This window comes from Macrococcus sp. PK (assembly GCF_022501545.1).
Taxonomy (GTDB): Bacteria; Bacillota; Bacilli; order Staphylococcales; family Staphylococcaceae; genus Macrococcoides; species Macrococcoides epidermidis.
This window is the reverse complement of sequence record NZ_JAEPRF010000004.1, coordinates 178,466-203,048: the sequence shown is the minus strand read 5'-3', so window position 1 is coordinate 203,048 and position 24,583 is coordinate 178,466. Positions and strand designations below refer to the sequence as shown.

Genomic DNA, 24,583 nt, shown 5'->3' with positions numbered 1-24,583 from the left:
CAGTAATGTATGGAGCTGACGAATACTAATCGATCGAAGACTTAATCAATTTTATAGATTTTTTATTCGGTATTGCCGAGTAATATCTAAATTTTCTTCTTACTTATCTAGTTTTGAAAGTATAATATTATTATCTTTCATTTGTCTGGTGACGATGGCAGAGAGGTCACACCTGTTCCCATACCGAACACAGAAGTTAAGCTCTCTAGCGCCGATGGTAGTTGGTCTTACGATCCGCGAGAGTAGGACGTTGCCGGGCAATTCATAAGAGATCCTTCGGGGTCTCTTTTTTGTTTATATATTTAATCATATGTTTATATGAGTGGGCGAAATAATAACTATTTCGCCCACTCGGCATATAAATTTTACAAAAAAGTATATCGAGTGGTCGAATTGTACCGTAATTCGCCCACTGAGCCCTTCTCCATAATCAAAAGGGAAACTGAGTGGTCGAATTATCTTACTTTTCGCCCACTCGCACGATTTCTAATCATAGTATTTAAAGTGAGTGGGCTGCAACACAACAATGCAGCCCACTCATCAAACAAAAGAAGTATTATTATCCATCAATCAATTACATTAATACAAACATTTCATGATACAATAATATATATTTGAAAAATAGGTGAAGAAAAATGGAATTACTAATTAATTCAATAGAAGAAACGCAAAAACTTGCTACAACAATTGCCCAATTTTCAAAGCCACAAACAGTTATTTTGTTAAAAGGTGATCTTGGAGTGGGTAAAACAACATTTAGTCAATATTTTGGACAGGCGTTAGGTGTAGCATTTGTTATCAGTTCTCCAACGTTTAATATCATTAAATCTTATGAAGCGCGCATCCCGTTTCATCATATGGATTGTTACCGTTTAGTAGGTGCGGAAGATGATTTAGGATTTGATGATTATTTTTATGGTGATGGTGTTACTTTAGTAGAGTGGCCACAAATGATTGCTGACTTTCTGCCTGATGATTATCTGCAAATTGAAATAGAGCGTATTGATGATACGAGACGTTTATTTAAACTTTCGTCACATGGTAATCGTTCAACAAATTTAAAGGAGCAAATTGAGTATGAGACTACTACATATCGATACGAGTAATCAACCGTTATCTGTTGCTATTACTGAAGGTAATGAAGTGTTAGCAGAATTTAATAGTGGAATGAGAATCAACCATTCAATTACAATGATGTCTCAGATTGAATCTCTTTTAGAATATACAAAACTTGAAATGAAAGATATTGAAGGCATTGTAGTGGCAAAAGGACCAGGTTCATATACAGGGTTACGTATAGGTGTTACAGCTGCAAAGACACTTGCTTATACTTTAAATATTCCCTTATATGCTGTATCTAGTTTAGCTGCCATTGCTGCAACTGTGAGAATGCATGAATTTTTATTGATACCTGTTATTGATGCCCGACGTAACCACGTATATGCGGGCATATATCGATACAAGGGTGTTAAATTAGAACTTGTTGAAGATGATACGTATATATCAATTGATGAATTAAATCAAAAATTAAAAGAACAACATTTACCGTATCTATTTATTGGAATGGATGCTGAGAAACTGGCAGAACAGTTAAAAGGTCCATCTTACTATTGTATTCCTCGCAGTGCTGAAATGAGAAGACTCATTAATGAATCGTATTTAGTCAATGCACATACGTTTGAACCTACGTATTTGAGAATATCAGAGGCTGAACGTAATTGGCAGAACAATCAGGCTTAACAATTAGAAAGATGTTGCTTGAAGATGTTCCGGCAATATATGAGATAGAACAAAAAGCGTTTCCATCAGGTTCATGGAATTTAGATGCTTTTTATCATGAACTCGAAAAAAATGAGTTTGCGCATTATTTTACGATGTTGCAGGATAATAAAGTAATAGGATATCTCGGTATGTGGATAGTTATTGATCAGGCACAAATTACTACGGTTGCAATAGATGAAGCAATGCGTGGCAAAGGATATGGTAAGTTATTATTAGAGTATGTTATGAATTATGCACGTCTTACTTGTGAAATGATGAGTCTGGAAGTGAGAGAAGAGAACTTAACGGCTCGTCGTTTGTATGAATCATTCGGTTTTACATATGGTGGAGTTAGACGTGACTATTATGGTCCGAATCAGGATGCGAAAGTTATGTGGGTGAAATTAAAATGAGCGATATAACAATATTAGCAATAGAAACAAGTTGTGATGAAACTGCAGTGAGTATTGTAAGAAATGGATATGAGGTGCTGAGCAACGTCGTTAACAGTCAAATAGAATCTCATAAACGATTTGGTGGCGTTGTACCAGAAGTAGCAAGCAGACATCATGTAGAAAATATTACAATCGTTATTGAAGAAGCAATTGATGAAGCGAATCTTAGTTGGAATGACATTGATGCCGTTGCAGTGACAGAAGGACCAGGTCTAATCGGTGCATTGCTTGTAGGCATCAACGCAGCAAAAGCATTAGCGCTAGCGCATAACAAACCGTTAATACCTGTACATCATATCGCAGGGCATGTTTATGCGAATCATATTGAAGAACGATTAGCTTTTCCGTTATTAGCTTTAGTGGTGTCAGGAGGTCATACAGAACTGGTTGTTATGAAAGACCATATGGACTTTGAAATTATTGGACAGACACGTGATGATGCTGTCGGTGAAGCGTACGATAAAGTAGCTAGAACTATTAATCTACCTTATCCGGGAGGACCTCATGTTGATAGATTAGCCGCCATTGGTGAGGATAATTTAAAATTACCACGTCCAATTTTAGAAGGCTATGATTTTAGTTTCAGCGGTTTAAAAAGTGCCGTAATTAATACATTGCATAATAAGAATCAAAAAGGTGAAAGCTATAAAGCAGAAGATGTGGCAGCAAGCTTTCAGGCGAGTGTCATTGATGTGTTATCAGAGAAAACATTTGATGCATTAGCTGAATATAATATTAAACAATTACTGATTTGTGGTGGTGTAGCGGCAAATAAAGGATTACGTGAACGTATGACGCAGCTATGTGCAGAAAAGAATATTAAATTGATGATACCTCGCTTTGAATTATGTACAGATAACGCAGCGATGATTGGTGCAGCAGCATATTATCAGTATATTAAATCTGAGTTTGCTGGAATGAATTTAAATGGAAGATCAAATATTGAATTAAAATAAAGGACAAAGTGAAAACTTTGTCCTCTTTTTAATGCATTATAGCGACGCAACCATTTAATAGTACAGTTAAAATGATTGAAAGAATAACCGATAGAATAATACTTCCTAAACAGCTACGTGGAAAACGATACATATATATACCCCTTAAAATATGATGGTGTCTGATTGAATAAAATTTCTACAATATATATACCACTTACATATAAAATTAAGCATTTATTTTTATCAATTTGTCTGTATTTTATCAACGCGAACACATGTACTTGTACACAAGTTGTGCACAAAATGTGTATAACTTAATGTCAATAGGGAGTATTACACAAAATTAATCATAATATAATACCCTTTTTCTGTGGATAACTAGGATAACTCTGTGGATTAGTGTAATAAAAGGATTTTTATTGTGTATAACTTTGTGTACAAAAATAACTGCCTATGTCGGTTAAATTTCTAATGTCAATTCTAATTCTGTCCACTGTTCGACTTTTTGTTCGAGTGTTTGATTTAATGTAATAAGTTCTTCATTTAAAGCATGAGATTTTTCATGGTCATTAAATACTTCTGGTTGCGTAAGTCGTTCCTCTATACTACTAATTTGACTTTCCAGGTGCTGAATATCTTTTTCTGTACTTTCTAATTGACGTTCTAGTTTACGTCTTTCTTTTTGGTTCGCTTTAAAGTCATCGTTAGTCGTTTCTTTAGTAATTTGCTTTGACTCCTGTTCGATTAAGCTTTCATGCGCTAATCGTTCTTCTTCTTTTTCGATAAAATATGAATAGTCGCCGAGGAATAGCTTTCCACCCTTATCTGTCATCTGGAATATCTTTGTCGCTATTTTATTGATGAAATAACGATCATGGCTGACAAATAACAAGGTTCCTGGATAATGGATAAGTGCATCCTCCAGCACTTCTTTTGCATCGATATCGAGGTGGTTAGTCGGCTCATCAAGAATTAACACATTGTTTTCTTCAAGACTAAGTTTAGCAAGTTGTAATCTCGCTTTTTCTCCACCTGATAAGTCATTGATGATCTTTTTCACATCATCCTGAACGAATAGAAAGCGACCCAGTACAGTACGAATATCTTTTTCAGGCATTGTTGGATAGTACTGCCATAATTCTTCTAGTACAGTATTATTTGAAGAAAATTCTGCTTGCTTTTGATCGTAATAGCCGATTGAAAGATTAGCACCATACTTAATGTCACCGTGTAGTGCAGTTAACTGTTTGGCGATGGTTTTAATAAGCGTTGTTTTACCGATACCGTTTGGACCGATAAATGCGACGGCATCCTGTTTTTTTATATCTAAGTTTAAATGTTCAGCAAGTGGCGTATCATAGCCGATAGCAAGGTCATCGATACGTAATACGTCATTTCCTGTTTCCTTCTGAATATTAAATCTTAAATTCATAGAATGATCGTCTTGTTTCGGAATATCTATCTTAGTCATTTTCTCAAGTACTTTACGACGTGATTTCGCCATACCACTCGTTGACGCACGTGTAATATTTTTTTGGACAAAGGTTTCCAAACGTTTAATCTCAGCCTGTTGTCGCTCATACTGTGCCTGCATCTTCTCGTAAAATTGATCACGTTGTTCAATGAATTTTGAATAGTTACCTATATATTTCTGAACTTGTCCTAATGCAACATCGTATACTGTATTAACAACTTTATCTAAAAAGTAACGGTCGTGTGAGATAATTACGATGGCACCATCATACGTCGTTAAATAATTTTCGAGCCAGGTAGTTGTATCCATGTCGAGATGGTTAGTAGGCTCATCGAGAAGTAGTAAGTCAGGATTATGAAGTAGCATTTCAGCAAGAGCAAGACGTGTCTTTTGTCCACCTGAAAATGTATCAATCTTTTGATCAAAATCTTCAGGTTTAAAGTTGAGACCTGTGAGCACTGTCTTTATTTTTGTTTCATAAAGATAGCCATCCTGAGCTTCAAATTGTTGCTGTAATTTCTCATAACTCGTTAATTTTTCCTGATATGCATCCGTGTGTGCATTATGACTTTCTTCGCTTAAATACAAAGCGATTTTGTCTAATTCCTGCTGCATTTTTTCCAGATGAAGGAACGGCTTTTTCATCGCTTCGTAGACGGTTCCTTCTGCATTCAAAGTCATTTGCTGTGTAAGATAACCTAGTTTAATGTTTTTCGACATTGAAAGATTACCTGAATCATAATCTTCAGTACCTGCAAGAATCTTCATTAAAGTAGTCTTTCCAGCACCATTTCTACCGACAATAGCAATACGGTCGTTAGATTTAACTTCGAATTTCACATTCGAAAATATATTTTCACCTGAGTAGGATTTAGTTAAGTTGCTTGCTTGTAATAATATCAAGTTATTTCACCTCACTTTCATTGTACATGAAGGACGATGAGGTGGGAATGTTTTAATCAGTTTTGTGAAATTTCACATAGTCAATTAATATGTTAAGTGTTATAATCAAAAGTGATGTGAAATCTATCACAAATTTACTTGAAACAGGTGAGTAGGATGTCAAAGGACGAAATAAAGATTCCTAAAGCCACACTAAAGAGACTTCCTTTATATTATCGTTTTGTGAATACGTTATATAATTCAAATGTGGAAAGAGTCAGTAGTAAGGAGCTAAGTGAAGGCTTACAAATTGATTCGGCAACAATACGAAGAGATTTTTCTTATTTTGGTGAGCTAGGAAAAAAAGGATATGGCTACAACGTTAACTTTTTATTAAACTTTTTTAAGACAACTTTGCAGCAGGACATGATTACAAAAGTTGCAATTATCGGAGTAGGGAATCTGGGAACTGCACTTGTTAATTATAACTTCTCGATCAATGATCGCATGAAGATTACAGCAGCCTTTGATACAAGCTCAACTTCAATCGGTAAGACGATTGGTAAGATCACAGTTGAAGATATGAAGGATTTCGAAAAAGTTGTTGAAGAAACTGGTATACAGGTTGTAATATTAACAGTACCAGGTGCTGTAGCACAAGACGTGGCAAATAGAGTGACAAAAGCACAAATAAAAGGTATATTAAACTTTACACCAGAACGTTTAACAGTACCAAATGGGGTGCACGTGCATCACATCGATTTAGGTGTTGAATTACAGTCGCTAATATTCTTTATGAAAAATCATTAGGGGGTAAAATAGATGTTATTTGTAAATACGGTTGGACTTGCCTTAACAGGACCAGTAATGGTTTTCTTGGGTATAATCGCGTTAATTATTTTCGGACCTAAGAAATTACCAGAATTCGGTCGTGCGATGGGTACATCTTTAAAAGAATTTAAAGATGCAACAGATGGTATTATGAAAGATCATGACAAAGATAATAAAGACGTAAAATAATTTAGAAATTCAAAACGGCGACAGTGTTTGCCGTTTTTTTATGAGGAGGTCCATTCCTTTGATGAATAAAGATGATTTAACCGTTGTTGAGCATTTGGATGAATTGCGTAAACGCATTATGGTCGTGCTCTATTGTTTAGTAGCTGGGACGGCAGTCGGATTTTACTTTGGTAAACCTGTTACGAAATTCTTAACAAAAGATGATGTTCCTAAAGAAATAGAATTACATTATTTTAAAGTCAGTGATCCGTTAACGATTTATATTACAGTGATTATGATTATTGCACTTATAATAATTTCTCCTGTAATTTTATATCAAGTTTGGGCTTTTATATCGCCGGGATTGCATCCGAAAGAACGTCGTGCAACTCTTGCTTATATTCCAATTAGTATTATTTTATTTTTAGCAGGACTAGTTTTTAGTTATATGGTAGTATTCCCATATTTAATATACTTTACTGTCGGACTTGCGAGTGAGATGGGTGTTAATCAGATGATCGGTGTCAGGGAGTATTTCAATGAAATGCTGAGATTTACGATTCCATTCGGATTCTTGTTCCAGTTACCGATACTGTTGTTGTTTTTAACAAGACTTGGTATTGTAACACCGATGTTCTTAAAGAAAAATCGTAAATACGCATACTTTGGATTATTTGTAGTTGCAGCACTAATTGCCCCACCTGATTTAATAACTTATTTTATGTTTGCTCTCCCGATGATATTATTATACGAAGTGAGCATACAAATTAGTAAGATTGGGTATCGTCAATTTTTAAAAGGTGAACAACGTTTAATTGAAGAAGAACTAATGGACTAACCACTCTGGAAAGTGGTTAGTTTTTTGATGTTTAGTGGAAAAAATTTCAAACAAGTGCCCACTTGGAATCAGAAGTGTGCACGAACAGGAAAAAACTTCAAACAATTGCCCACATGGAATCAGAAGTGTGCATGAACAGGAAAAAACTTCAAACAAGTGCCCACATGAAATCAGAAGTGTGCATCTATACCCATTAATATCCAACTCAAATTTGATATGTACCCTCTTTATCTGTACGTTTTAAATTTTTCCTGATAAAACGCTCGATTTTGTAGTTTCTCCCATCACTTCCCATGATAAACTTCGTAAATTTACCAACTTTCACACTGCTCACTTTATGAATTGCACAATATTCTTTAAGCGCATAGTGCATCACATCATTAAAACTATAAATTTCATGACAGCATGGCATCTTTATCAGATTAGATAAGACTACGTCTTGCACAACAGCACATTTCGGACATTTCAAACCTTTATTAAACACAGCTTCTGAAATATCCAGTTCAATACGATGAATTGATTCTGATCGATGAGCTTTCACAAGTGATTCTGCAATATCATAGTCAACTTCCATTACAGGGTGCATCTTTAATTCATGAAATGATGACTGCAATTCGTTTGCGTGTAACAAGCGTGGATGTCTACCGTCATTTTTAAACGTCACATCATTATTTACAAATACAAAAAACCCCACAACTGTAAAGTTCACGCCGAAATGCTTCCATATATAATTCCTTAAAAAAGTTTCAGATCTGCTGATCTGTAAATCAGGATTTTCAATCTCTTTATAACCGTGATAGAATTTGCCATCTTGATAACGAGAATCCCTCGTATAGTATTTCGCGTCTAATATATATGCACTTTGATTCACGATAACGATTGTATCGAACTGTCGTTCAATCTTACCATCTAACAATCTTAAATCCTGAATGACTAATGCAATTCCGAAATTTACACGACTAACAATACGATCAAGCAGTTGCTCGCCGTAATAGCCTTTTAATTCTAATTCATAATCGGATAAATCGAGATTACTGCGTCCTTTGAGGTGGTGTAACTGAAGCAAAGAAGAGGAAGGTTGTCTTGTTTTGATAATCATAAAGTCTCCTGTTAGATATTCAATGATTAATACACTCTCTTTATATCACGAATTTCTAAAACATGCTAAAATAAAGTCAATATGTAAGGGGTGGCAACATGAATAATATATTAGATATTGCGAATCTCGCTGGCGTTTCAAAAAGCACCGTCTCAAGATATTTAAACGGTGGTTCAGTAAGTGAGAAGACGAGACAGAGAATTGATAAAATTGTGCAGGAAACGGGTTTCAAGCCTAACCAGTTTGCACAAAGTTTAAAAGCGAAGCGCACGAATATGATAGGTGTTATCGTACCCCGTCTAAATTCATTTGCTTCTAATGAAACGTTACTCGGTATTGAAACGACACTACGCCGTCAAAACTATCAAACTTTAATTGCTAATACAGATTTGTCTATTGATTTAGAGTTAAATGCGATTAAGACTTTTCATACGAGTAAAGTTGATGGCATCATTCTGCTAGCTACGACTTTAACAGAGGAACATATTGAACACATCGAATCTTTAGATAAACCTTTTCTGCTTATCGGTCAGCAAGATGCACATATTCACTCAATTATTCAGAATGATTATGCAGCAGGCATAAAGATCGGTAAATATTTTAAAAATCTCGAATATCAAAATATCGCTTATCTTGGTGTGCCTGAAACGGATATTGCAGTTGGCCAAAAAAGAAAACAAGGTGTAATCAAAGGGTTTGGGCAAACCGTCCCATTATATGAAACGACCTTTAAACTTCAAGACGCAACAGAAGCTGCAAAGCAGTTAGTAGAAAAATATGATGCACTTATTTGTGCGACAGATAATATCGCACTTGGCGTATTGAAAGCAGCCCAACAACAAAAAGTAAAAGTACCTGAGCAACTATCGATCACTGGATTTGGGGGTTATGAAACGACATCTATTGTGACACCGATGATAACGACGATTAAATTTCCGTATTTTGAGACAGGTGAGTTAGCAGCTAAATCAATGCTCGATTTAATTGACGAAAAAGAGGTGCCGTTACTTCAGGAAATGTCGTTTGAATTAGAAGAAAAAGAAAGCGTTGACAAAAAAGCAGTACAAGCATAAAATGACACTAAATAGAATGGAACCGGTACCAAAAAGGAGTATATATATGATTGAATGGACACGAGAAGAACGATATCAAAGATTAGAAGCATTACCAGAAGACCAATATTTAAAATTAATAGAACAGACGAAACAATCTCCTCACAGACAGTTATTTCATATTCAGCCACCCACGGGATTACTGAACGATCCAAATGGATTTGCTTATTTTAACGGTCAGTATCATTTATTCTATCAATGGTTTCCGTTAGGACCGGTACATGGTTTGAAATACTGGTATCATACCGTAAGTGATAATCTTGCAACTTTTAAAAATGCAGGAATTGCACTCCGTCCGGATACTCAGTTTGATAGTCATGGTGCTTATTCAGGCTCGGGACTAGTTGTAGATGATACGCTGAAACTAATCTATACAGGCAATCATCGTACAGATGCATGGGAACGCATTCCTTATCAGATGATTGCAACGATGCATAAAGACGGTACAATTACAAAAGATGAAACACCGATTATCAGTGGTCCACAACCTGGCTATACAGATCATTTCCGCGACCCGAAAGTTTGGTTTGAAAATGGTTACTATTATGCCGTGATTGGTGCTCAAAGAACAGATGAGACAGGTACTGTTGTTGTATATCAATCTATTGATTTAAAGCACTGGACGTTTATCTCTGAGTTAAAAACTGACTACACAGACTTCGGATATATGTGGGAGTGTCCGGATTATTTTGAATTGAATAATACGGATGTATTATTATTCTGTCCACAAGGCATTGATAAATATGAAGATCAGTTCTGGAACATTTATCAGTCTGGTTATGTGCTCGGTAAACTCGATAAAGAGACATTCGAGATGACACACGGTGAATTTATAGAACTGGATCATGGATTTGATTTTTATGCACCTCAAACAACACTCGATAAAGATGGAAACAGAGTATTAATTGGATGGATGGGATTACCTGATACAGGCTATCCAACCGATAAAGAAGGATGGGCGCACTGTTTAACAATTCCGCGCGTATTAACGATAGAAGATAACAAGTTACGTCAACGTCCGGTGGAATCACTTAAATCATTACGTGGTAACGTAGAAACGGCAGAAGGTTATGCTACGAAAAAGAATGTAAAACTTCATCCTTATGAAGGGACGCATTATGAATTGATCGTCGATGTGCTTGACAATGATTCGACTGAATTTTATATAGAGTTACGCGTCTCTAAGAAGGAAAGTACGATGATTACTTATAATAAAGCAGAAAAACGCATCACGCTAGATCGATTTGATAGCGGACAGTTACCAGAAGGCGTTGATGGATATAGCCGTTCAGTTGTATTAGATGAAGATTTAAATCAATTACAGATATTCGTAGATACTTCGTCTATAGAAATCTTTATCAATGACGGAGAGAAGGTAATGACGACACGTATCTTTACATCACAAGATGCTAAAGGTATTCGCACATCGACTGAATCAGGTCAGGTGTACTTTAAATTTACAAAATATGACCTTAAGGAGGCAAACGAATGAGCGCATTATTCGCAATCGGTGAAGCATTGATTGACTTTATTCCTCAGACAAAAGGTGTGAAGTTAAAAGAGGTTAAATCTTTTGAAACGAAAGTAGGAGGAGCTCCTGCAAACGTTGCAGCAAGTGTCGCTAAGTTAGGAGGAAAGTCTTATTTAATTTCACAACTGGGTGTTGATGCATTCGGAGATTTAATCATCGATACATTGGAAGATACAGGTGTTAATACAACTTATATTACACGCTCAAACGAAGCAAATACTGCTCTTGCATTTGTAAGCTTAACGCTCGAAGGTGAACGTGATTTTTCATTCTACCGAAATCCTTCAGCAGATATGTTAAGAACAGCAGAAAATTTGCCGGAACAGATTCAACCGGAAGACATTATGCATTTCTCATCCGTTGACTTGATTCCGACACCGATGAAAGATACACATATCACATTGATAGACAAGTTCCATGAAGCAGGTGGCTTAGTCATCTTTGATCCGAACTTAAGATTTCCACTGTGGCCGGACAAAGCATTGCTAAAAGAAACGGTCCAGACTTTCATGCCAAAAGCGCATATATTAAAAATTTCAGATGAAGAACTAGAATTTATTACAGGTATTAGTAATGTAGACGAGGCAGTTCAAAACCTGTTTAAAGGTCATACAGAAGCGGTCATCTATACAGAAGGTCCAAAAGGCGCAACCGTATATTTTAAAGATTACAACGTTCACGCACCAGGAGAAGTTGTCACGGTAGAAGATACGACAGGCGCAGGAGATGCTTTTATTGGTGCTGTAATCTATCAATTGTTAAATAAAACACAACAAATTAGCTATCTAAAAGAAAATGCTTACGATATTTTAGCATTTGCCAATCAAGTAGGGGCATATACAACGACAGGTAAAGGTGCCATCGAAAGTTTACCAAATATAAATGATTTAAAACTACGATTTTCCTAAAATTGTAGTTTTTTTTAATAAAAAGCATTATTTTTTATCAAAAATTTAAATATTTATTTAAATTATTCCCAACATATAGTATATAATATATATAAGTATTAATTTCTAATTAATGTTTTGTAATATTGTCTTATTTTTAATGAAAAGTTTGGAGGTTATTAGCTATGTATTCCGTTTTAGGCCAAATTACACAAATGTACGACACATTCACACCGGTTGAAAAACGCATTGCAGATTTGATGATAGATCAACCTGTAAAAGTTGTGAATTTACCAATTAAAGAGATAGCGAAAATGGCAGGGACCAGTGAAGCTGCCATCGTACGGTTCAGCAAGCGCCTAGGACTCTCTGGAATCAAAGTTGTAAAAGTAGAACTTGCAAGAGAATTACATACGATTGACACTGAGAAAAAACCTTCTAAGATAGAATTTACAGATTCAGTTGAAGTGTTAAAAGAAAAAGTATTCAATAATTCAATTCAAGCTTTATACAATACAGAAAAAATATTATCGCCAAAAATAATTGATGATGCAGCACAAGCAATTATTAAAGCAAAGCGTATGATGATATTTGGAGTAGGGATAGCTCAAGTCGTTGGAGAAGACTTTCGACTTAAGCTTGCGCAAATTGATAAACTTGCACATCTTGCAAATGATTCATTTACCGCAGTATCAATGCTTGCAAACTTCGAACCAGGCGACGTATTGTTTGCGATAACTTCATCAGGTAGAAGTAAAGAAATTATCGAAGTAATTAAATATGCAAAGAAACAAAAGATTACGATTATCCTACTTACTCAAAAAGTACCTTCACCTGCTTTACGCATGGCAGATATCGCGCTTGCTATGGCGAAAGAAGAAAGTGATTTTAAAGTTGGGACGATGACGGTTCGTCTTGTACAACTGGCTATTATTGATGCAGTATATTTAAGAATTGGTTCAATACAAAGTGAAGTAGTTATTAAAAGTTTAACAAACGTTAACAATGCACGTGAAGATATTCAGGATGCCCAATAATGTTAAGTAATTCAAAAAAGATCATTGAAATATTTTTTCAATGATCTTTTTTATAAGGTTATTTTTTAACGATAAAGCGGTTTTCTACAGGTTGGAAGTCTTTTGGACCAGCTTCTGAACCAACTGAACCGAACGGCATTTGCGCAACAAGTTCCCAAGTTGCAGGAATATCGAATTCACTTGCTACTTTTTCATCGATTACGCCATCATAATGTTGTAATGATGCACCTAATCCTTTATTGGCAAATGCTGTCCAGATTGCAAATTGGTGCATTGCATTTGATTGTTGTGCCCATACAGGGAATTTCGGAGCATAAGCAGCGAATTTTTCTTGTAATCCTTCAGTTACTTTTGTATCGATGTAATATAATACAGTCCCGTAACCAGCTTTAAAGCTATTGATTTTTTGTTCAGTTTCACTGAAATCACGGTCTGGACCCATTAATTCTTTTAAGCTGTCTTTAGTAATATCCCATAATTTTTTATGTTGATCATTTAATAAAAGAACGACACGTGTACTTTGTGAGTTGAATGCTGATGGTACATGTTTTACTGTTTCAGAAATAATTTTTTCGATTTCTTCGTCAGAAATTGGTGATTTTGGTTCGATGTGATAAATTGAACGTCTGTTTTCGATTGCCTCTTCAAAACTTTTTGCTAAATCTTTTTTAAATAAACTCATTGTCATTTCTCCTTTTATTTAAAATTAATTACTACGTATCATTAATCTGATACCAATACCATTTGGATCTTTTATAACTTCAGAATTCCCGTCTTTATGCATTGTTAATCCTTTTTCGTTCAATAACTTTTTGAAATGGGCAACATCTTCATCATTTGGCATCTGAATATCGAAACGACGTATACCCGGTGCATCTTGTTCAGGTTGTTCAGTCGCTTTATCCCACGTATTTAAGCCGAGATGATGGTGATATCCAGCTGCTGATAGAAATGCAGCACTCGTTCCGTATTTAGTCATAACATCCATGCCGAAGAAATCCTTATAGAAAGCAATACTTTTATCGAGATCGATGACAGATAGATGCATATGTCCCATAATTGTATCAGGATGTAAACCTTTAAAAGGATGGTTATTATTCGCAGCAAGTACACCGCTAAAATCCATTTCAGTTGTACCCATCACGATATTGCCGTTTTCTTCAAATTCCCATTTTGAAGATGGCACATCACGATAAATTTCAATCCCATTACCTTCTGGATCTTGTAGATAGATCGCTTCAGATACATCATGATTACTAGCTCCAGAAAGCGGATAACCCGTTTTGATGAGATGGAAAAAGATATTACCTAATGCTTCACGGGATGGTACCAACAGCGCAAAATGAAATAATCCAGCTGATTTTACTCTTTCTTTATTGGTCTGGTACAGATAAATTAAAGGACGGTTTCTAGTGCCGAGTACTGCATATTGATCTGTTGACTCTAAAACATTCAGTCCTAAAATTTCGTTGTAGAAAACTAAACTGTTCTCCATAAAATTTACATTTAAATGAATTGCACCGATATGCGTGTCGTTCGAAAAATATTTTGCTTCCATAATTTAAAGACTCCTAAGTATATTTTATATATATGATATAATTAATATATCATATAACGTTATAAAATAAAATGATTTAATGTTATTATATCAACTTTTATAAATTTATTGCAGTTATATATACTATGTTAAATATATGTAACAATACGCTCACTTAATAGAAAATAATAAATATGTGCTTTATAATGAACGTAATTGGAAATTTGGAGGAATGTATAATGCGTAAACTAAAGCTACATTCGTTTGCTATAACGACAGCTGCTCTAACGTTAAGTCTAAATGCATTAGACATTAACTCAGCAGAAGCTAATGAAATCACACATAAACCAGCAAGTACTGTTGAAATCGTATCAACTGAAATGAATCAATCTACTAATGATACACCAACTATAGAGCGTCCTACGACAGAAGCAAGAACGACTGAAACACCGACAACGGAGAAAAAGTCTACTGAAAAGACGATTGTTACATCTCAAACGAATGATAAAGTAACTGAAAAGCCGGCAAAAGAACCAGCTAAGACGACGAGCACTTCAACAAATCCTGCTACGAATAATCAGGCTGTCAAACCAAGTGTAAAGCCACCAGTTACGACTGAAAGGCCGACTACTGAGCAACCTGTACAAGTACCAGCTCCAGCCCCTGTTACAAAACCAACAGAGCCTGTGACAACTGAAAGACCGAATGTTCCAACAGATCATAATAATATTGGAACTAACCCTTCAACACCGGGTACACCATCAAATCCAGGGATACCAAGTACAGGAGGCGGGGACGATAAACCAGTACCACCAGCACCAAAGCCACCTGTCGATGGGAATAAAGATGAAGACAAACATGAGCACACAGATAAACCCGGTAAATTCACGCCTGCTAAAGGAGAAGCATACTATACAGCACTAGACAAACATGTTGGGGAACTTGTGACGACAAAGATTGAAAAGTCTAAAGATATAGATGATGCACCACAGACAGAAGATGTACATGCAACAGATAAGAAAGAGAAGAAGGCTTCAACTAAAGCTAATACTTCAAAACAGACAAAATCGACTAAAGATAAACAAAAAGATTCAGACAAAGAGAAACAGTCGAAAAAAGAAAAAGACCAGATAAAAGCCCTACCTGAAACAGGTGAAGTAACTTCTTTATTTGGATATATCGCAGCACTTCTATTAGCAGGTTCAGTTTTAGTGAGAAAGAAATAATTACAAAAAATACGCTTAAGCTTATAGCCTAAGCGTATTTTTACGTATTAAAATTTAGAAGTATCAATCTGATCTAGATAGTTCTCAAGGAAAATCATCACATCTTTCAATGTACCATCTTTAAATGGTGATTTTAAGTGCGCAGCTTCTACAATTTTATTGAATGGCAGAGATCCACCAATATCACAAATATGCAGATAGTTTTTCCACGCATTTTCAAAATCTTCACTAGAGCGTTTAAAGAATTGGAAGGCACATACTTGAGCTAAAGTGTAATCGATATAATAGAATGGAGATTCGAATATATGTCCTTGTCTATGCCATAATGCACCATCGATAAGCGGCGCAATACCATCATAATCTTTATGTGGTAAGTATTTTGTTTCTAGAGATTGCCATGCTTCTCGTCGTTCTTTCGGTGTCATTTCTGGATTGCCATAGACGATATGCTGGAACTCGTCCACTGCAACACCGTAAGGAAGGAACTGAATCGCATCTCCGATATGTTTATATTTAAATTTATCCGCATTATTAAAGAATAAATCCATCCATTTGTAAGTGAAGAACTCCATGCTCATTGAATGAATTTCACATGATTCATGTGTTGGCCATAAATAATCAGGCACACTGAGTTCGCGAGAGCGATATACCTGGAAGGCATGTCCAGCTTCATGTGTTAATACCGTGATATCATGGTCTGTGCCGTTAAAGTTAGAGAAAATGAACGGTGATTTGTAATCATCGATAAATGTACAATAACCACCTGCCTGTTTACCTTTTTTCGCTTCCACATCAAAGAGTTCACGCTCCATCATAAACTGATAGAACTCATCTGTTTCAGGACTTAATTCACGATACATCTTACGACCATTTTCTAAAATCGTCTGAGCATCATCTTTTGGAGACTCATTACCATCTGTAAATAAAATCGGTTCATCATAAACTTTTAAACGCTCAACGCCGATACGTTCAGCTTGTGCCTGATATAATTTTTGTGCAAGTGGCACAACATGCGTTTTAATTTGCTCGCGATAGTTTTGGACCATATCAGGTGTATAATCTACACGACGCATACGCACGTAACCAAGCTCGATGAAGTTGTCAAAACCTAGTTTCACTGCGATTTCGTGACGCACTTTAACTAAGCGGTCATAAATATCATCATATTGGTTCATTAACCCAGCACGATAATTTTGCACAGCAAGTGTCGCAGACTTACGTTCTTCACGGTCGCTAGACTCAAGGAATTTACCCATTTGAGCAAAAGTATACGTTTCACCTTTATACTCAATTTCAGCTGAAGCCACAAGTTTAGAGTATTCAGAAGCAATCTTATTTTCTTTATTTAATAGATCTTTAATAGATTCGTCGAACTGTTTCACATAAAGTTCAGCTAAATCAAAAAGTTGCTCTCCATAAACAGACTTCAATTCCTCTTTGAACTGACTTCTGTTTAAAGCATTGTAATAAAGTGATTCGAAATAGACGATTTCACCGTTGTTATCATCGAAGAAATCACGTTCTTTTTCGTAGAATTCATCTTTAGTATTTATTGATGCACGGACATAAGCCAGATTAAACATTGAATCAATCTTGTTACGTAAAGCGTTAATCTTATCAATCACTTGAATCTGTTCTTCTACAGATTGTGCCTGATCAAAGTCAGTGTATAACTGCAAAAATTGTTCCTTTGCATCTGCTAAATCGGGTCTCACATATTTGTAGTCATTGAAAGTAGTCATTAAAATGCTCCTTATCTATGTATTATCTAATTTTTCTTACTATTCTTATAATACTCTAAACATACAGAATAAGGAATATATTTATTTTAGTTCAGATGGTATAATTAATGTATGAGATTAGGGGGATGAATATGACAAAGGTAGATGAAGCTTTAGCACTCAAAACAGCAGAACTTGTAAGACAGACACATGAAGCGGGAATCCCGGTAATGGTAGTCTTTGAAGGTATTCCGGCATCAGGGAAATCAAGATTATCTAACGAATTATTATTAACACTTGATGCAAAGTATACTAACTTCTATGCGACGCAACGCCCAGACAGTGAGTTATTACGTTATCCGTTCTTATATCCTTACTGGAAGAATATTCCGAATAAAGGTGGCGTAACATTATTCTTCAGAAGCTGGTATGCACAGAAGTTAGATTATGAAATCCATGAACTGAAAAAAGACATTATTAAAGACTATGATTTATTAACGCAGGAAATAGTGGGCTTTGAATCGATGCTTAAAGAAGATGGCTATGAAATTATTAAATTCTATTTATCAGTCAATGAGCAGAAGAGACTTGAACATATTCAGCAAACAAAGAAAAATCCTTTAACTCGATGGAAAGCACAGGAATATGAAACAGGCATTCCGACGAAAGATTATCAGGAAGGTATGATCGATTTAATGAAGGCGACTGAGGAGATTTCACCTTGGACACATATCGATTATACAGAACGTGGTAAAGCAGCGAATGAAATGTACGAAACGATTATTAAACGTTTAGAGAAAGCTTTAAAAGAGAAAAAGAAAAAGACAGAACATCGTAAAGTAGACGGAGCATTCACTGAAGACTTCTCAACAGATATGTTTGACGATACTTCAGATGATATGTCAAAAGCGGAATATAAAGAACTATTACCGAAATTACAGCACAGAATTCGTGAATTACAATATGCATTATATCAAGAGAAAATACCGATGATGCTTGTATATGAAGGTATGGATGCAGCAGGTAAAGGCGGTAATATTAAACGCGTACGTGAAAGTCTTGATCCGACAGGTTATGAAGTGAACGCGATTAGTGCACCGACTGAAACGGAGCTGAGTTATCATTATTTATGGCGCTTTGCAACAGACGTACCACGTTCTGGACATATCGAAATATTTGATAGAAGCTGGTATGGCCGTGTATTAGTAGAGCGTGTTGAAGGATTTGCATCTACTGATGAATGGCAACGTGCGTATGATGAAATTAATAAATTTGAACGTGCTTTAACAATTGAAGGATCAATCGTTATTAAATTCTTCTTAGTATTAGATAAAGATGAACAGTTAAAGCGTTTTGAAGAACGTCAGGTCACACCTGAGAAGCAGTGGAAGATTACCGATGAAGACTGGCGCAATCGTGAGAAGTGGGATCTATATCTTGAAGCGAGTAAGGATATGATTGATAAAACATCAACGGACGATGCACCATGGGTAATTATCCCTGCGAATAATAAACGTGCAGCACGTATTAAAGCGCTGAAGACAATTATAACAGCTTGTGAAGAGCGTCTATGGGGCGTTAAGAAATTGTGGTAATAATAGTTTTAGTGAGTGGTCGAAATAATAGATATTTCGACCACTCACATACTTTTTGAAATAAAAAACAACACCGAGTGGTCGAATTATTACGTAATCCGACCACTCGGTGTTTCTTTATAGATTAAAATATGATTTTATAATTGGAGTAATCAATTGTGTCGTTTGCTTTAATTGTTCCTGTGCTTCCTGTACTTTGTCTGCAAACACGACCTGCATGATTACAACAAAAGCATTCATCGACATATGTGCGGCAATCGGTACAATGATACGATTCGTTAAAACATATAAACTACTGAACACTAACGACATCCCCATATAGATTAATGTATGGTCGAAGTCATTGTGGGCTGCTGAGAAGATAAATCCGCTAATTAATAAAGCAATGGTAAAAGCAAGCCAGCGAGGACCTTTAATCACTTCATATAGTTCACCGAAAATGACTTTTCTAAAGACGAATTCCTCTAGAATTGGACCAACAATAGCAATCAATATAATAAATACTGGTGCAGCTTTAGCGATATCCATAATGTTTTTAGTATTCTGACTTTCCAGTGGCTGATGTAAAATATAGGTATTAATCATACCGAAGATCATCTGAGCAAACAGTGAGATAAAGAATCCACCGACAATCCAGCCGATTGTAGCCAATGTATCAGACTTTGGAAGACGTTCTAACTTTGTTTTATTTTTAATACGTGTGTTGATAAATATAACTAAAATAGAAGCAACAATAAAAGAAGCTACATAATAAGGTATAGATTTTAAGAATGCATCTGACTCGCTTAAACCTTGTTTCATAAAATAAATATTAGGAATTAAGACGAAAAACTGTGAGCCGATGTAAATTAAGACAGTAAGCACGTTGATCCATATACGTTTCATGTAAATTTTAATTCTCCTTCAAATTTGAATACTTCATACATTGTACAATAAATTGGTAGTAATAAAAACTCAATCGAATTGATAAAAAATAATATAAAAAATCAAATTAAAATATTTGCATTCTTGACCTTCTTTGATTATTATAAAATTATGTTAGCACTTAAGCATATAGAGTGCTAGAAAATATGAATTTATTTTTTCAAGGAGGAAATTATCGTGATAAAACCATACGGAAATCGTGTTGTAATCGAAAAAACTGAAAGAGAACAAACTACTGCAAGTGGAATCGTCTTAACTGATTCTGCAAAAGAAAAGTCAAACGAAGGTACAGTCATTGCAGTTGGCACAGGCCGTATCCTTGAGAATGGTGAAAAAATTGATATCCAGGTAGCTGTAGGTGACCGTGTAGTTTATGAACCATTCGGTGGTACTGAAGTGAAAGCTGGGGACGAGAAGTACATCGTATTAAAAGAAGAAGATATCATCGCGATTATCGAAGAATAATCAAATTATAATAAATACATTCTATAATATAAAATCAATGGAGGAATTTGATAATGGTTAAAGAAATTAAGTTTTCTGAAGATGCAAGACGCTCAATGCTTGCAGGTGTAGATAAATTAGCTGACGCAGTTAAAGTTACTTTAGGGCCAAAAGGTCGTAACGTAGTTTTAGATAAAAAGTTTGTAGCACCTTTAATTACAAATGATGGTGTAACAATCGCAAAAGAAATTGAATTAGAAGACCCATACGAAAACATGGGTGCAAAATTAGTCGCTGAAGTTGCTAACAAAACAAACGAAATCGCTGGTGACGGTACTACTACAGCAACAGTACTTGCACAAGCAATGATTCAAGAAGGATTAAAGAACGTTACAAGTGGTGCAAACCCTGTAGGAATCCGCCAAGGTATTGATAAAGCAGTAGCAGTTGCGTTAGAAGAATTAGCAGCAATTTCAAAAGAAGTATCAAGCAAAGAAGAAATTGCACAAGTTGGAGCAATTTCAGCAGCTGACGAAGAAATCGGTCAATTCATCTCTGAAGCGATGGAGAAAGTTGGTAATGACGGCGTTATCACAATCGAAGAATCTAAAGGATTCAAAACAGAATTAGAAGTAGTAGAAGGTATGCAATTCGATCGTGGATATGCTTCACCTTATATGGTGACAGATTCTGATAAGATGATCGCTGATTTAGAAAATCCATACATCTTAATTACAGATAAGAAGATTTCTTCATTCCAGGACATTTTACCGTTATTAGAACAAATCGTTCAAACATCACGTCCAATCTTAATCGTAGCTGAAGACGTTGATGGTGATGCATTAACAAACATCGTATTAAACAGATTACGTGGTACATTCACTGCAGTTGCTGTGAAAGCACCAGGATTTGGTGACCGTCGTAAAGCAATGTTAGAAGATTTAGCAATCCTTACAGGTGGTCAAGTAATTACTGACGACTTAGGATTAGACTTAAAAGATGCAACAGTTGATATGTTAGGTAATGCAGCGAAAGTTCACGTTACTAAAGACGATACAACAATCGTTGAAGGACGCGGGGATGCTTCAAATATCGACGCACGTGTAGGACAATTAAAAGCACAAATCGAAGAGACAACATCTGAATTTGATAAAGAGAAATTACAAGAACGCTTAGCGAAATTAGCAGGTGGCGTTGCAGTGATTAAAGTTGGTGCTGCAACTGAAACAGAATTAAAAGAACGTAAATTACGTATTGAAGATGCATTAAACTCAACACGTGCAGCAGTAGAAGAAGGTATCGTTGCAGGTGGTGGTACAGCACTTGTATCAATCTACAACAAAGTAGCAGCAATTGAAGCAACAGGTGATGTTGCAACAGGTGTTAAAATTGTATTAAAAGCATTAGAAGCACCAATTCGTCAAATTGCTGAGAATGCAGGACTTGAAGGATCTGTAATTGTAGAAAAAATTAAACATGCAGAAACAGGCGTAGGATATAATGCGGCAACGGATGAGTGGGTAAACATGATTGACGTAGGTATCGTTGACCCTACTAAAGTAACACGTTCAGCATTACAAAATGCAGCATCAGTAGCAGCAATGTTCTTAACGACTGAGGCAGTAGTAGCAGAAATGCCTGAAGATACGCCAGCTATGCCTGAAATGGGTATGGGCGGTATGCCAGGGATGATGTAATTAAATAAAAGATTTTAAAGATTCCGGATACATTGCGTAGCCGGAATTTTTTTGTGATGAAATTTTGATAGGAATTTAGGTTAGACTTTTCCGGATACTCGGACTATCCGGAAAAGATGGGGATAAAACTGGTGAAATAGGTGGCAACAATTCCGGATACTCGGACTATCCGGAAAAGATGGGGATAAAACTGGTGAAATAGGTGGCAACAATTCCGGATACTCGGATTATCCGGAAAAGATTTCTATAAATTAATATTTTAATTTAAGAAAAACGATTATATAATATTTGTTAGACATGTATTTAAATTAAAAACATCTAAGAGGAGGCATCTCATGAAAGTTAAGGGGTTATATGCAACATTTATTACTGTTATTTTACTAGGAATATTCTTTTTACTCTCATTACCATATGTAAAAGAGGAGAAAGATTTAATCAACAGTGAAAAAGCATCAGTAGCAGCAATGTTCTTAACAACTGAAGCGGTAGTAGCAGAAATGCCTGAAGATACGCCAGCTATGTCTGATATGGGTATGGGCGGTATGCCAGGGTTGATGTAATTTAAACAATACCGATCATCAAGATTGATGGTTGGTATTTTTATGTGAGTGGGATGCGATGTATATGGAGGGGAAGCGGTTGGCATCTTGTTCTACCTTCAAGTTGGTTCATAAAATAAAAACATGAGGCAAGTTAATCTCCATCATCACCGTACAAAAAGATTTGTTATAATTACCTGATCCTGCATTCTAAACATATACTTTATAAATATATAAATATCCGTACCCATTTACGCTGTTTGTATTTATTGTTTAGTAAGCTCTTTTTTTAATGATTAACAACTTGCATAATAAACGTAGGGCAAATTATGATAGAAATTAATACAGCAACAAATGAAGATTATAAAGAAATTCAACGTGTAGTGCAACGAGCATTTGAAAGTGAAGAGATGAGCGATCATAACGAACATCATCTAGTGATTAAGATTAAAGATTCAGAAGCATATGTACCTGAACTATCATTAATCGCAAAAGAAGATGGGAGGATTTTAGGGCATATCATGCTGTCGAAAATTACAATTAAAGATGATGAAGATCGTATAGAATCATTGGCGCTAGCACCCGTTTCAGTAATACCTGAATTTCAAAATCGTGGAATAGGGAGTATATTAATCAAAAAATCGATAGTGATTGCAGAACAGCTAGGATTTACTTCTATCATAGTGTTAGGACATGATACATATTATCCAAAATTCGGTTTTGAAGAAGCTGCAAAATATAATATTTATCCACCATTTGAAGTACCAAGCTCTTATTTTATGGTAAAATTTTTGACTGAAAATGTTAGTGATATAAAGGGCATAGTTCATTATTCTAAAGCGTTTGAATAATTGGAGGGTGACGATGATACATTACACATGCGCAAATTTAGTACATATGAAAGATGGTAAGTTATTGCTCGTCAAAGTTAGAGAGAATGAGCATTATTATTTACCAGGAGGAAAGATTGAAACGGGCGAAGATGACCACGTTTCATTAGAAAGAGAGTTGCGAGAAGAGTTGAGTTTACAACTTGATAAAGAAAACATGCAGTACTTATATACCGTGATTGGTCCAGCATATCCAGATACAGATAAAACGGTAGAATTACGTTGTTATCGTTATATCGGTGACATTGGAGAAATTCACATGAACAGCGAAATTACTGATGTGAAGTATATAGATATTAATGAAAAAGAAAAAATAGCGCCAGCAGTGAACAAGTTGATTGAGGAGTATTTATAAGAATCATAATGTGTGGTGTATGGCTGACTTGTAAGTGACGAACTATCCAAAAGTCCGCCACCTACACCCTCAACACGTTACCCCCCCTCCACACCAAACTTACTCTTTCAAAGTCACAACACCATTTTTAATATGCACAGTATCGCCACTTTCGATGCGGTCGTATATTTCTTTCGATACAACATACAATCGTTCTTGCCCGTTACGTTTCACGCTGATGGTATAGGCTTTACGGTTACCGAGTTGACGTCTAATTAATGCCTGCTGTTTATTAACATTAGTAGAATGACCATACATTGAGCCATAAAATATTTGATTGTTCACAAACTGATTATGTGCCGCCTGGTACTTCAATGGTTGTGTCATTTTGTTGCGTACAGGTGGTGTAAGTGTTACCGAATTTGTTTTTGCACGCTGTAAGTTTTGTGAAGAATTCATACGTGACGTATTATTCATTCGACTCATAGTATTGATACGTGAGGCGTTTACTGCAGCTCTTGATGTAGTGGAAGCGCGTGCTGAACTACTCGAACTGGTACTCGATGAGCTCGAACTTGACGAACTTTGTGTACCGCCAGCATCAGTTGTTTCTGGTATCATAAGTAGCAATAATAATATTCCGCATATTTTTAAAGTTTTCAT

At 35.7% G+C, this 24,583-nt stretch carries 24 protein-coding genes, 1 rRNA gene and 1 pseudogene; 19 read left to right on the top strand and 7 right to left on the bottom strand.

The window, feature by feature from the left end; all coding sequences use genetic code 11:
• Positions 1-144 precede the first annotated feature (144 nt).
• The 5 genes from rrf to tsaD all read left to right on the top strand — a co-directional run bounded on the left by rrf (position 145) and on the right by tsaD (position 3,172).
• Positions 145-259, top strand: a 5S ribosomal RNA gene (gene rrf, locus JJJ02_RS04355).
• Between the two features lie 376 nt (positions 260-635).
• Positions 636-1,106 (top strand): tRNA (adenosine(37)-N6)-threonylcarbamoyltransferase complex ATPase subunit type 1 TsaE, encoded by a 471-nt coding sequence (gene tsaE, locus JJJ02_RS04350; protein ID WP_240837620.1) that lies wholly within the window; start codon positions 636-638, stop codon positions 1,104-1,106.
• Positions 1,078-1,740: a tRNA (adenosine(37)-N6)-threonylcarbamoyltransferase complex dimerization subunit type 1 TsaB gene (tsaB, locus tag JJJ02_RS04345; RefSeq protein WP_111715549.1), complete on the top strand. Its 663-nt coding sequence runs from the start codon at positions 1,078-1,080 to the stop codon at positions 1,738-1,740. Before tsaE ends, tsaB begins: the two co-directional genes overlap by 29 nt.
• Positions 1,741-1,751: 11 nt before the next feature.
• Positions 1,752-2,174: a ribosomal protein S18-alanine N-acetyltransferase gene (rimI, locus tag JJJ02_RS04340; RefSeq protein ID WP_170122502.1), complete on the top strand. Its 423-nt coding sequence runs from the start codon at positions 1,752-1,754 to the stop codon at positions 2,172-2,174.
• Positions 2,171-3,172, top strand: coding sequence for a tRNA (adenosine(37)-N6)-threonylcarbamoyltransferase complex transferase subunit TsaD (gene tsaD, locus JJJ02_RS04335; RefSeq protein WP_240837612.1), 1,002 nt, complete (start codon positions 2,171-2,173; stop codon positions 3,170-3,172). Before rimI ends, tsaD begins: the two co-directional genes overlap by 4 nt.
• A 442-nt stretch (positions 3,173-3,614) precedes the next feature.
• Here the strand turns inward: tsaD and JJJ02_RS04330 are convergent, their stop codons facing one another.
• A complete protein-coding gene (locus JJJ02_RS04330) occupies positions 3,615-5,531 on the bottom strand; it encodes an ABC-F family ATP-binding cassette domain-containing protein (protein WP_240837610.1) in 1,917 nt (638 codons plus the stop codon).
• Between the two features lie 156 nt (positions 5,532-5,687).
• Between JJJ02_RS04330 and JJJ02_RS04325 the strand changes: the two genes are divergently transcribed.
• The 3 genes from JJJ02_RS04325 (at position 5,688) to tatC (ending at position 7,347) form a co-directional block, all read left to right on the top strand.
• Positions 5,688-6,320 carry a redox-sensing transcriptional repressor Rex gene (locus JJJ02_RS04325; RefSeq protein WP_240837608.1) on the top strand — a complete coding sequence of 211 codons (633 nt, stop codon included), beginning with the start codon at positions 5,688-5,690 and terminating at the stop codon, positions 6,318-6,320.
• A gap of 12 nt (positions 6,321-6,332) precedes the next feature.
• Positions 6,333-6,530, top strand: a complete 198-nt coding sequence (locus JJJ02_RS04320; RefSeq protein ID WP_133454756.1) for a twin-arginine translocase TatA/TatE family subunit — start codon at positions 6,333-6,335, stop codon at positions 6,528-6,530.
• Between the two features lie 61 nt (positions 6,531-6,591).
• Positions 6,592-7,347 carry a twin-arginine translocase subunit TatC gene (tatC, locus tag JJJ02_RS04315; RefSeq protein WP_240837606.1) on the top strand — a complete coding sequence of 252 codons (756 nt, stop codon included), beginning with the start codon at positions 6,592-6,594 and terminating at the stop codon, positions 7,345-7,347.
• 205 nt (positions 7,348-7,552) lie between these two features.
• On the opposite strand, the gene JJJ02_RS04310 is transcribed toward tatC, so the two are convergent.
• A complete protein-coding gene (locus tag JJJ02_RS04310; RefSeq protein ID WP_240837604.1) occupies positions 7,553-8,446 on the bottom strand; it encodes a nuclease-related domain-containing protein in 894 nt (297 codons plus the stop codon).
• A gap of 98 nt (positions 8,447-8,544) precedes the next feature.
• Here JJJ02_RS04310 and JJJ02_RS04305 point away from each other — a divergent pair, with 98 nt between their 5' ends.
• The 4 genes from JJJ02_RS04305 (at position 8,545) to JJJ02_RS04290 (ending at position 13,013) form a co-directional block, all read left to right on the top strand.
• The gene (locus tag JJJ02_RS04305; protein WP_240837603.1) at positions 8,545-9,519 is read left to right on the top strand and encodes a LacI family DNA-binding transcriptional regulator; all 975 of its coding nucleotides are present in this window, start codon (positions 8,545-8,547) and stop codon (positions 9,517-9,519) included.
• Between the two features lie 46 nt (positions 9,520-9,565).
• Positions 9,566-11,050: a glycoside hydrolase family 32 protein gene (locus tag JJJ02_RS04300; protein WP_239243343.1), complete on the top strand. Its 1,485-nt coding sequence runs from the start codon at positions 9,566-9,568 to the stop codon at positions 11,048-11,050.
• Positions 11,047-11,997, top strand: a complete 951-nt coding sequence (locus tag JJJ02_RS04295) for a carbohydrate kinase family protein (RefSeq protein WP_240837601.1) — start codon at positions 11,047-11,049, stop codon at positions 11,995-11,997. Before JJJ02_RS04300 ends, JJJ02_RS04295 begins: the two co-directional genes overlap by 4 nt.
• Before the next feature lie 164 nt (positions 11,998-12,161).
• Positions 12,162-13,013: a MurR/RpiR family transcriptional regulator gene (locus tag JJJ02_RS04290; protein WP_240837599.1), complete on the top strand. Its 852-nt coding sequence runs from the start codon at positions 12,162-12,164 to the stop codon at positions 13,011-13,013.
• Between the two features lie 58 nt (positions 13,014-13,071).
• Here JJJ02_RS04290 and JJJ02_RS04285 read toward each other — a convergent pair whose 3' ends face one another.
• A complete protein-coding gene (locus JJJ02_RS04285; protein WP_240837597.1) occupies positions 13,072-13,695 on the bottom strand; it encodes a nitroreductase family protein in 624 nt (207 codons plus the stop codon).
• Positions 13,696-13,719: 24 nt separating this feature from the next.
• Positions 13,720-14,571 (bottom strand): VOC family protein, encoded by an 852-nt coding sequence (locus JJJ02_RS04280; RefSeq protein ID WP_111715662.1) that lies wholly within the window; start codon positions 14,569-14,571, stop codon positions 13,720-13,722.
• Positions 14,572-14,789: 218 nt separating this feature from the next.
• On the opposite strand from JJJ02_RS04280, the gene JJJ02_RS04275 reads away from it, so the two are divergent.
• Positions 14,790-15,776 (top strand): LPXTG cell wall anchor domain-containing protein, encoded by a 987-nt coding sequence (locus JJJ02_RS04275; protein WP_240837595.1) that lies wholly within the window; start codon positions 14,790-14,792, stop codon positions 15,774-15,776.
• A gap of 47 nt (positions 15,777-15,823) precedes the next feature.
• Here the strand turns inward: JJJ02_RS04275 and JJJ02_RS04270 are convergent, their stop codons facing one another.
• Complete coding sequence (locus JJJ02_RS04270; RefSeq protein ID WP_240837593.1) at positions 15,824-17,518, bottom strand: M3 family oligoendopeptidase; 1,695 nt, start codon at positions 17,516-17,518, stop codon at positions 15,824-15,826.
• Between the two features lie 131 nt (positions 17,519-17,649).
• On the opposite strand from JJJ02_RS04270, the gene JJJ02_RS04265 reads away from it, so the two are divergent.
• A complete protein-coding gene (locus JJJ02_RS04265) occupies positions 17,650-19,092 on the top strand; it encodes a phosphate--AMP phosphotransferase (protein ID WP_239243336.1) in 1,443 nt (480 codons plus the stop codon).
• 117 nt (positions 19,093-19,209) lie between these two features.
• Here the strand turns inward: JJJ02_RS04265 and mroQ are convergent, their stop codons facing one another.
• Positions 19,210-19,977, bottom strand: a complete 768-nt coding sequence (gene mroQ / locus JJJ02_RS04260) for an intramembrane glutamic endopeptidase MroQ (RefSeq protein WP_111715668.1) — start codon at positions 19,975-19,977, stop codon at positions 19,210-19,212.
• Positions 19,978-20,193: 216 nt separating this feature from the next.
• Here mroQ and groES point away from each other — a divergent pair, with 216 nt between their 5' ends.
• The 5 genes and pseudogenes from groES (at position 20,194) to JJJ02_RS04235 (ending at position 23,941) form a co-directional block, all read left to right on the top strand.
• Positions 20,194-20,481 (top strand): co-chaperone GroES, encoded by a 288-nt coding sequence (groES, locus tag JJJ02_RS04255; RefSeq protein WP_111715670.1) that lies wholly within the window; start codon positions 20,194-20,196, stop codon positions 20,479-20,481.
• Between the two features lie 53 nt (positions 20,482-20,534).
• Positions 20,535-22,157: a chaperonin GroEL gene (gene groL, locus JJJ02_RS04250; RefSeq protein WP_240837591.1), complete on the top strand. Its 1,623-nt coding sequence runs from the start codon at positions 20,535-20,537 to the stop codon at positions 22,155-22,157.
• 449 nt (positions 22,158-22,606) lie between these two features.
• Positions 22,607-22,717, top strand: a pseudogene (locus tag JJJ02_RS13420) (TCP-1/cpn60 chaperonin family protein); the annotation flags it as partial.
• A gap of 308 nt (positions 22,718-23,025) precedes the next feature.
• Positions 23,026-23,547: a GNAT family N-acetyltransferase gene (locus JJJ02_RS04240; protein WP_240837587.1), complete on the top strand. Its 522-nt coding sequence runs from the start codon at positions 23,026-23,028 to the stop codon at positions 23,545-23,547.
• 13 nt (positions 23,548-23,560) lie between these two features.
• Positions 23,561-23,941 (top strand): NUDIX hydrolase, encoded by a 381-nt coding sequence (locus JJJ02_RS04235; protein ID WP_240837585.1) that lies wholly within the window; start codon positions 23,561-23,563, stop codon positions 23,939-23,941.
• Positions 23,942-24,040: 99 nt separating this feature from the next.
• Here JJJ02_RS04235 and JJJ02_RS04230 read toward each other — a convergent pair whose 3' ends face one another.
• Positions 24,041-24,583, bottom strand: a complete 543-nt coding sequence (locus JJJ02_RS04230) for a hypothetical protein (protein WP_240837582.1) — start codon at positions 24,581-24,583, stop codon at positions 24,041-24,043.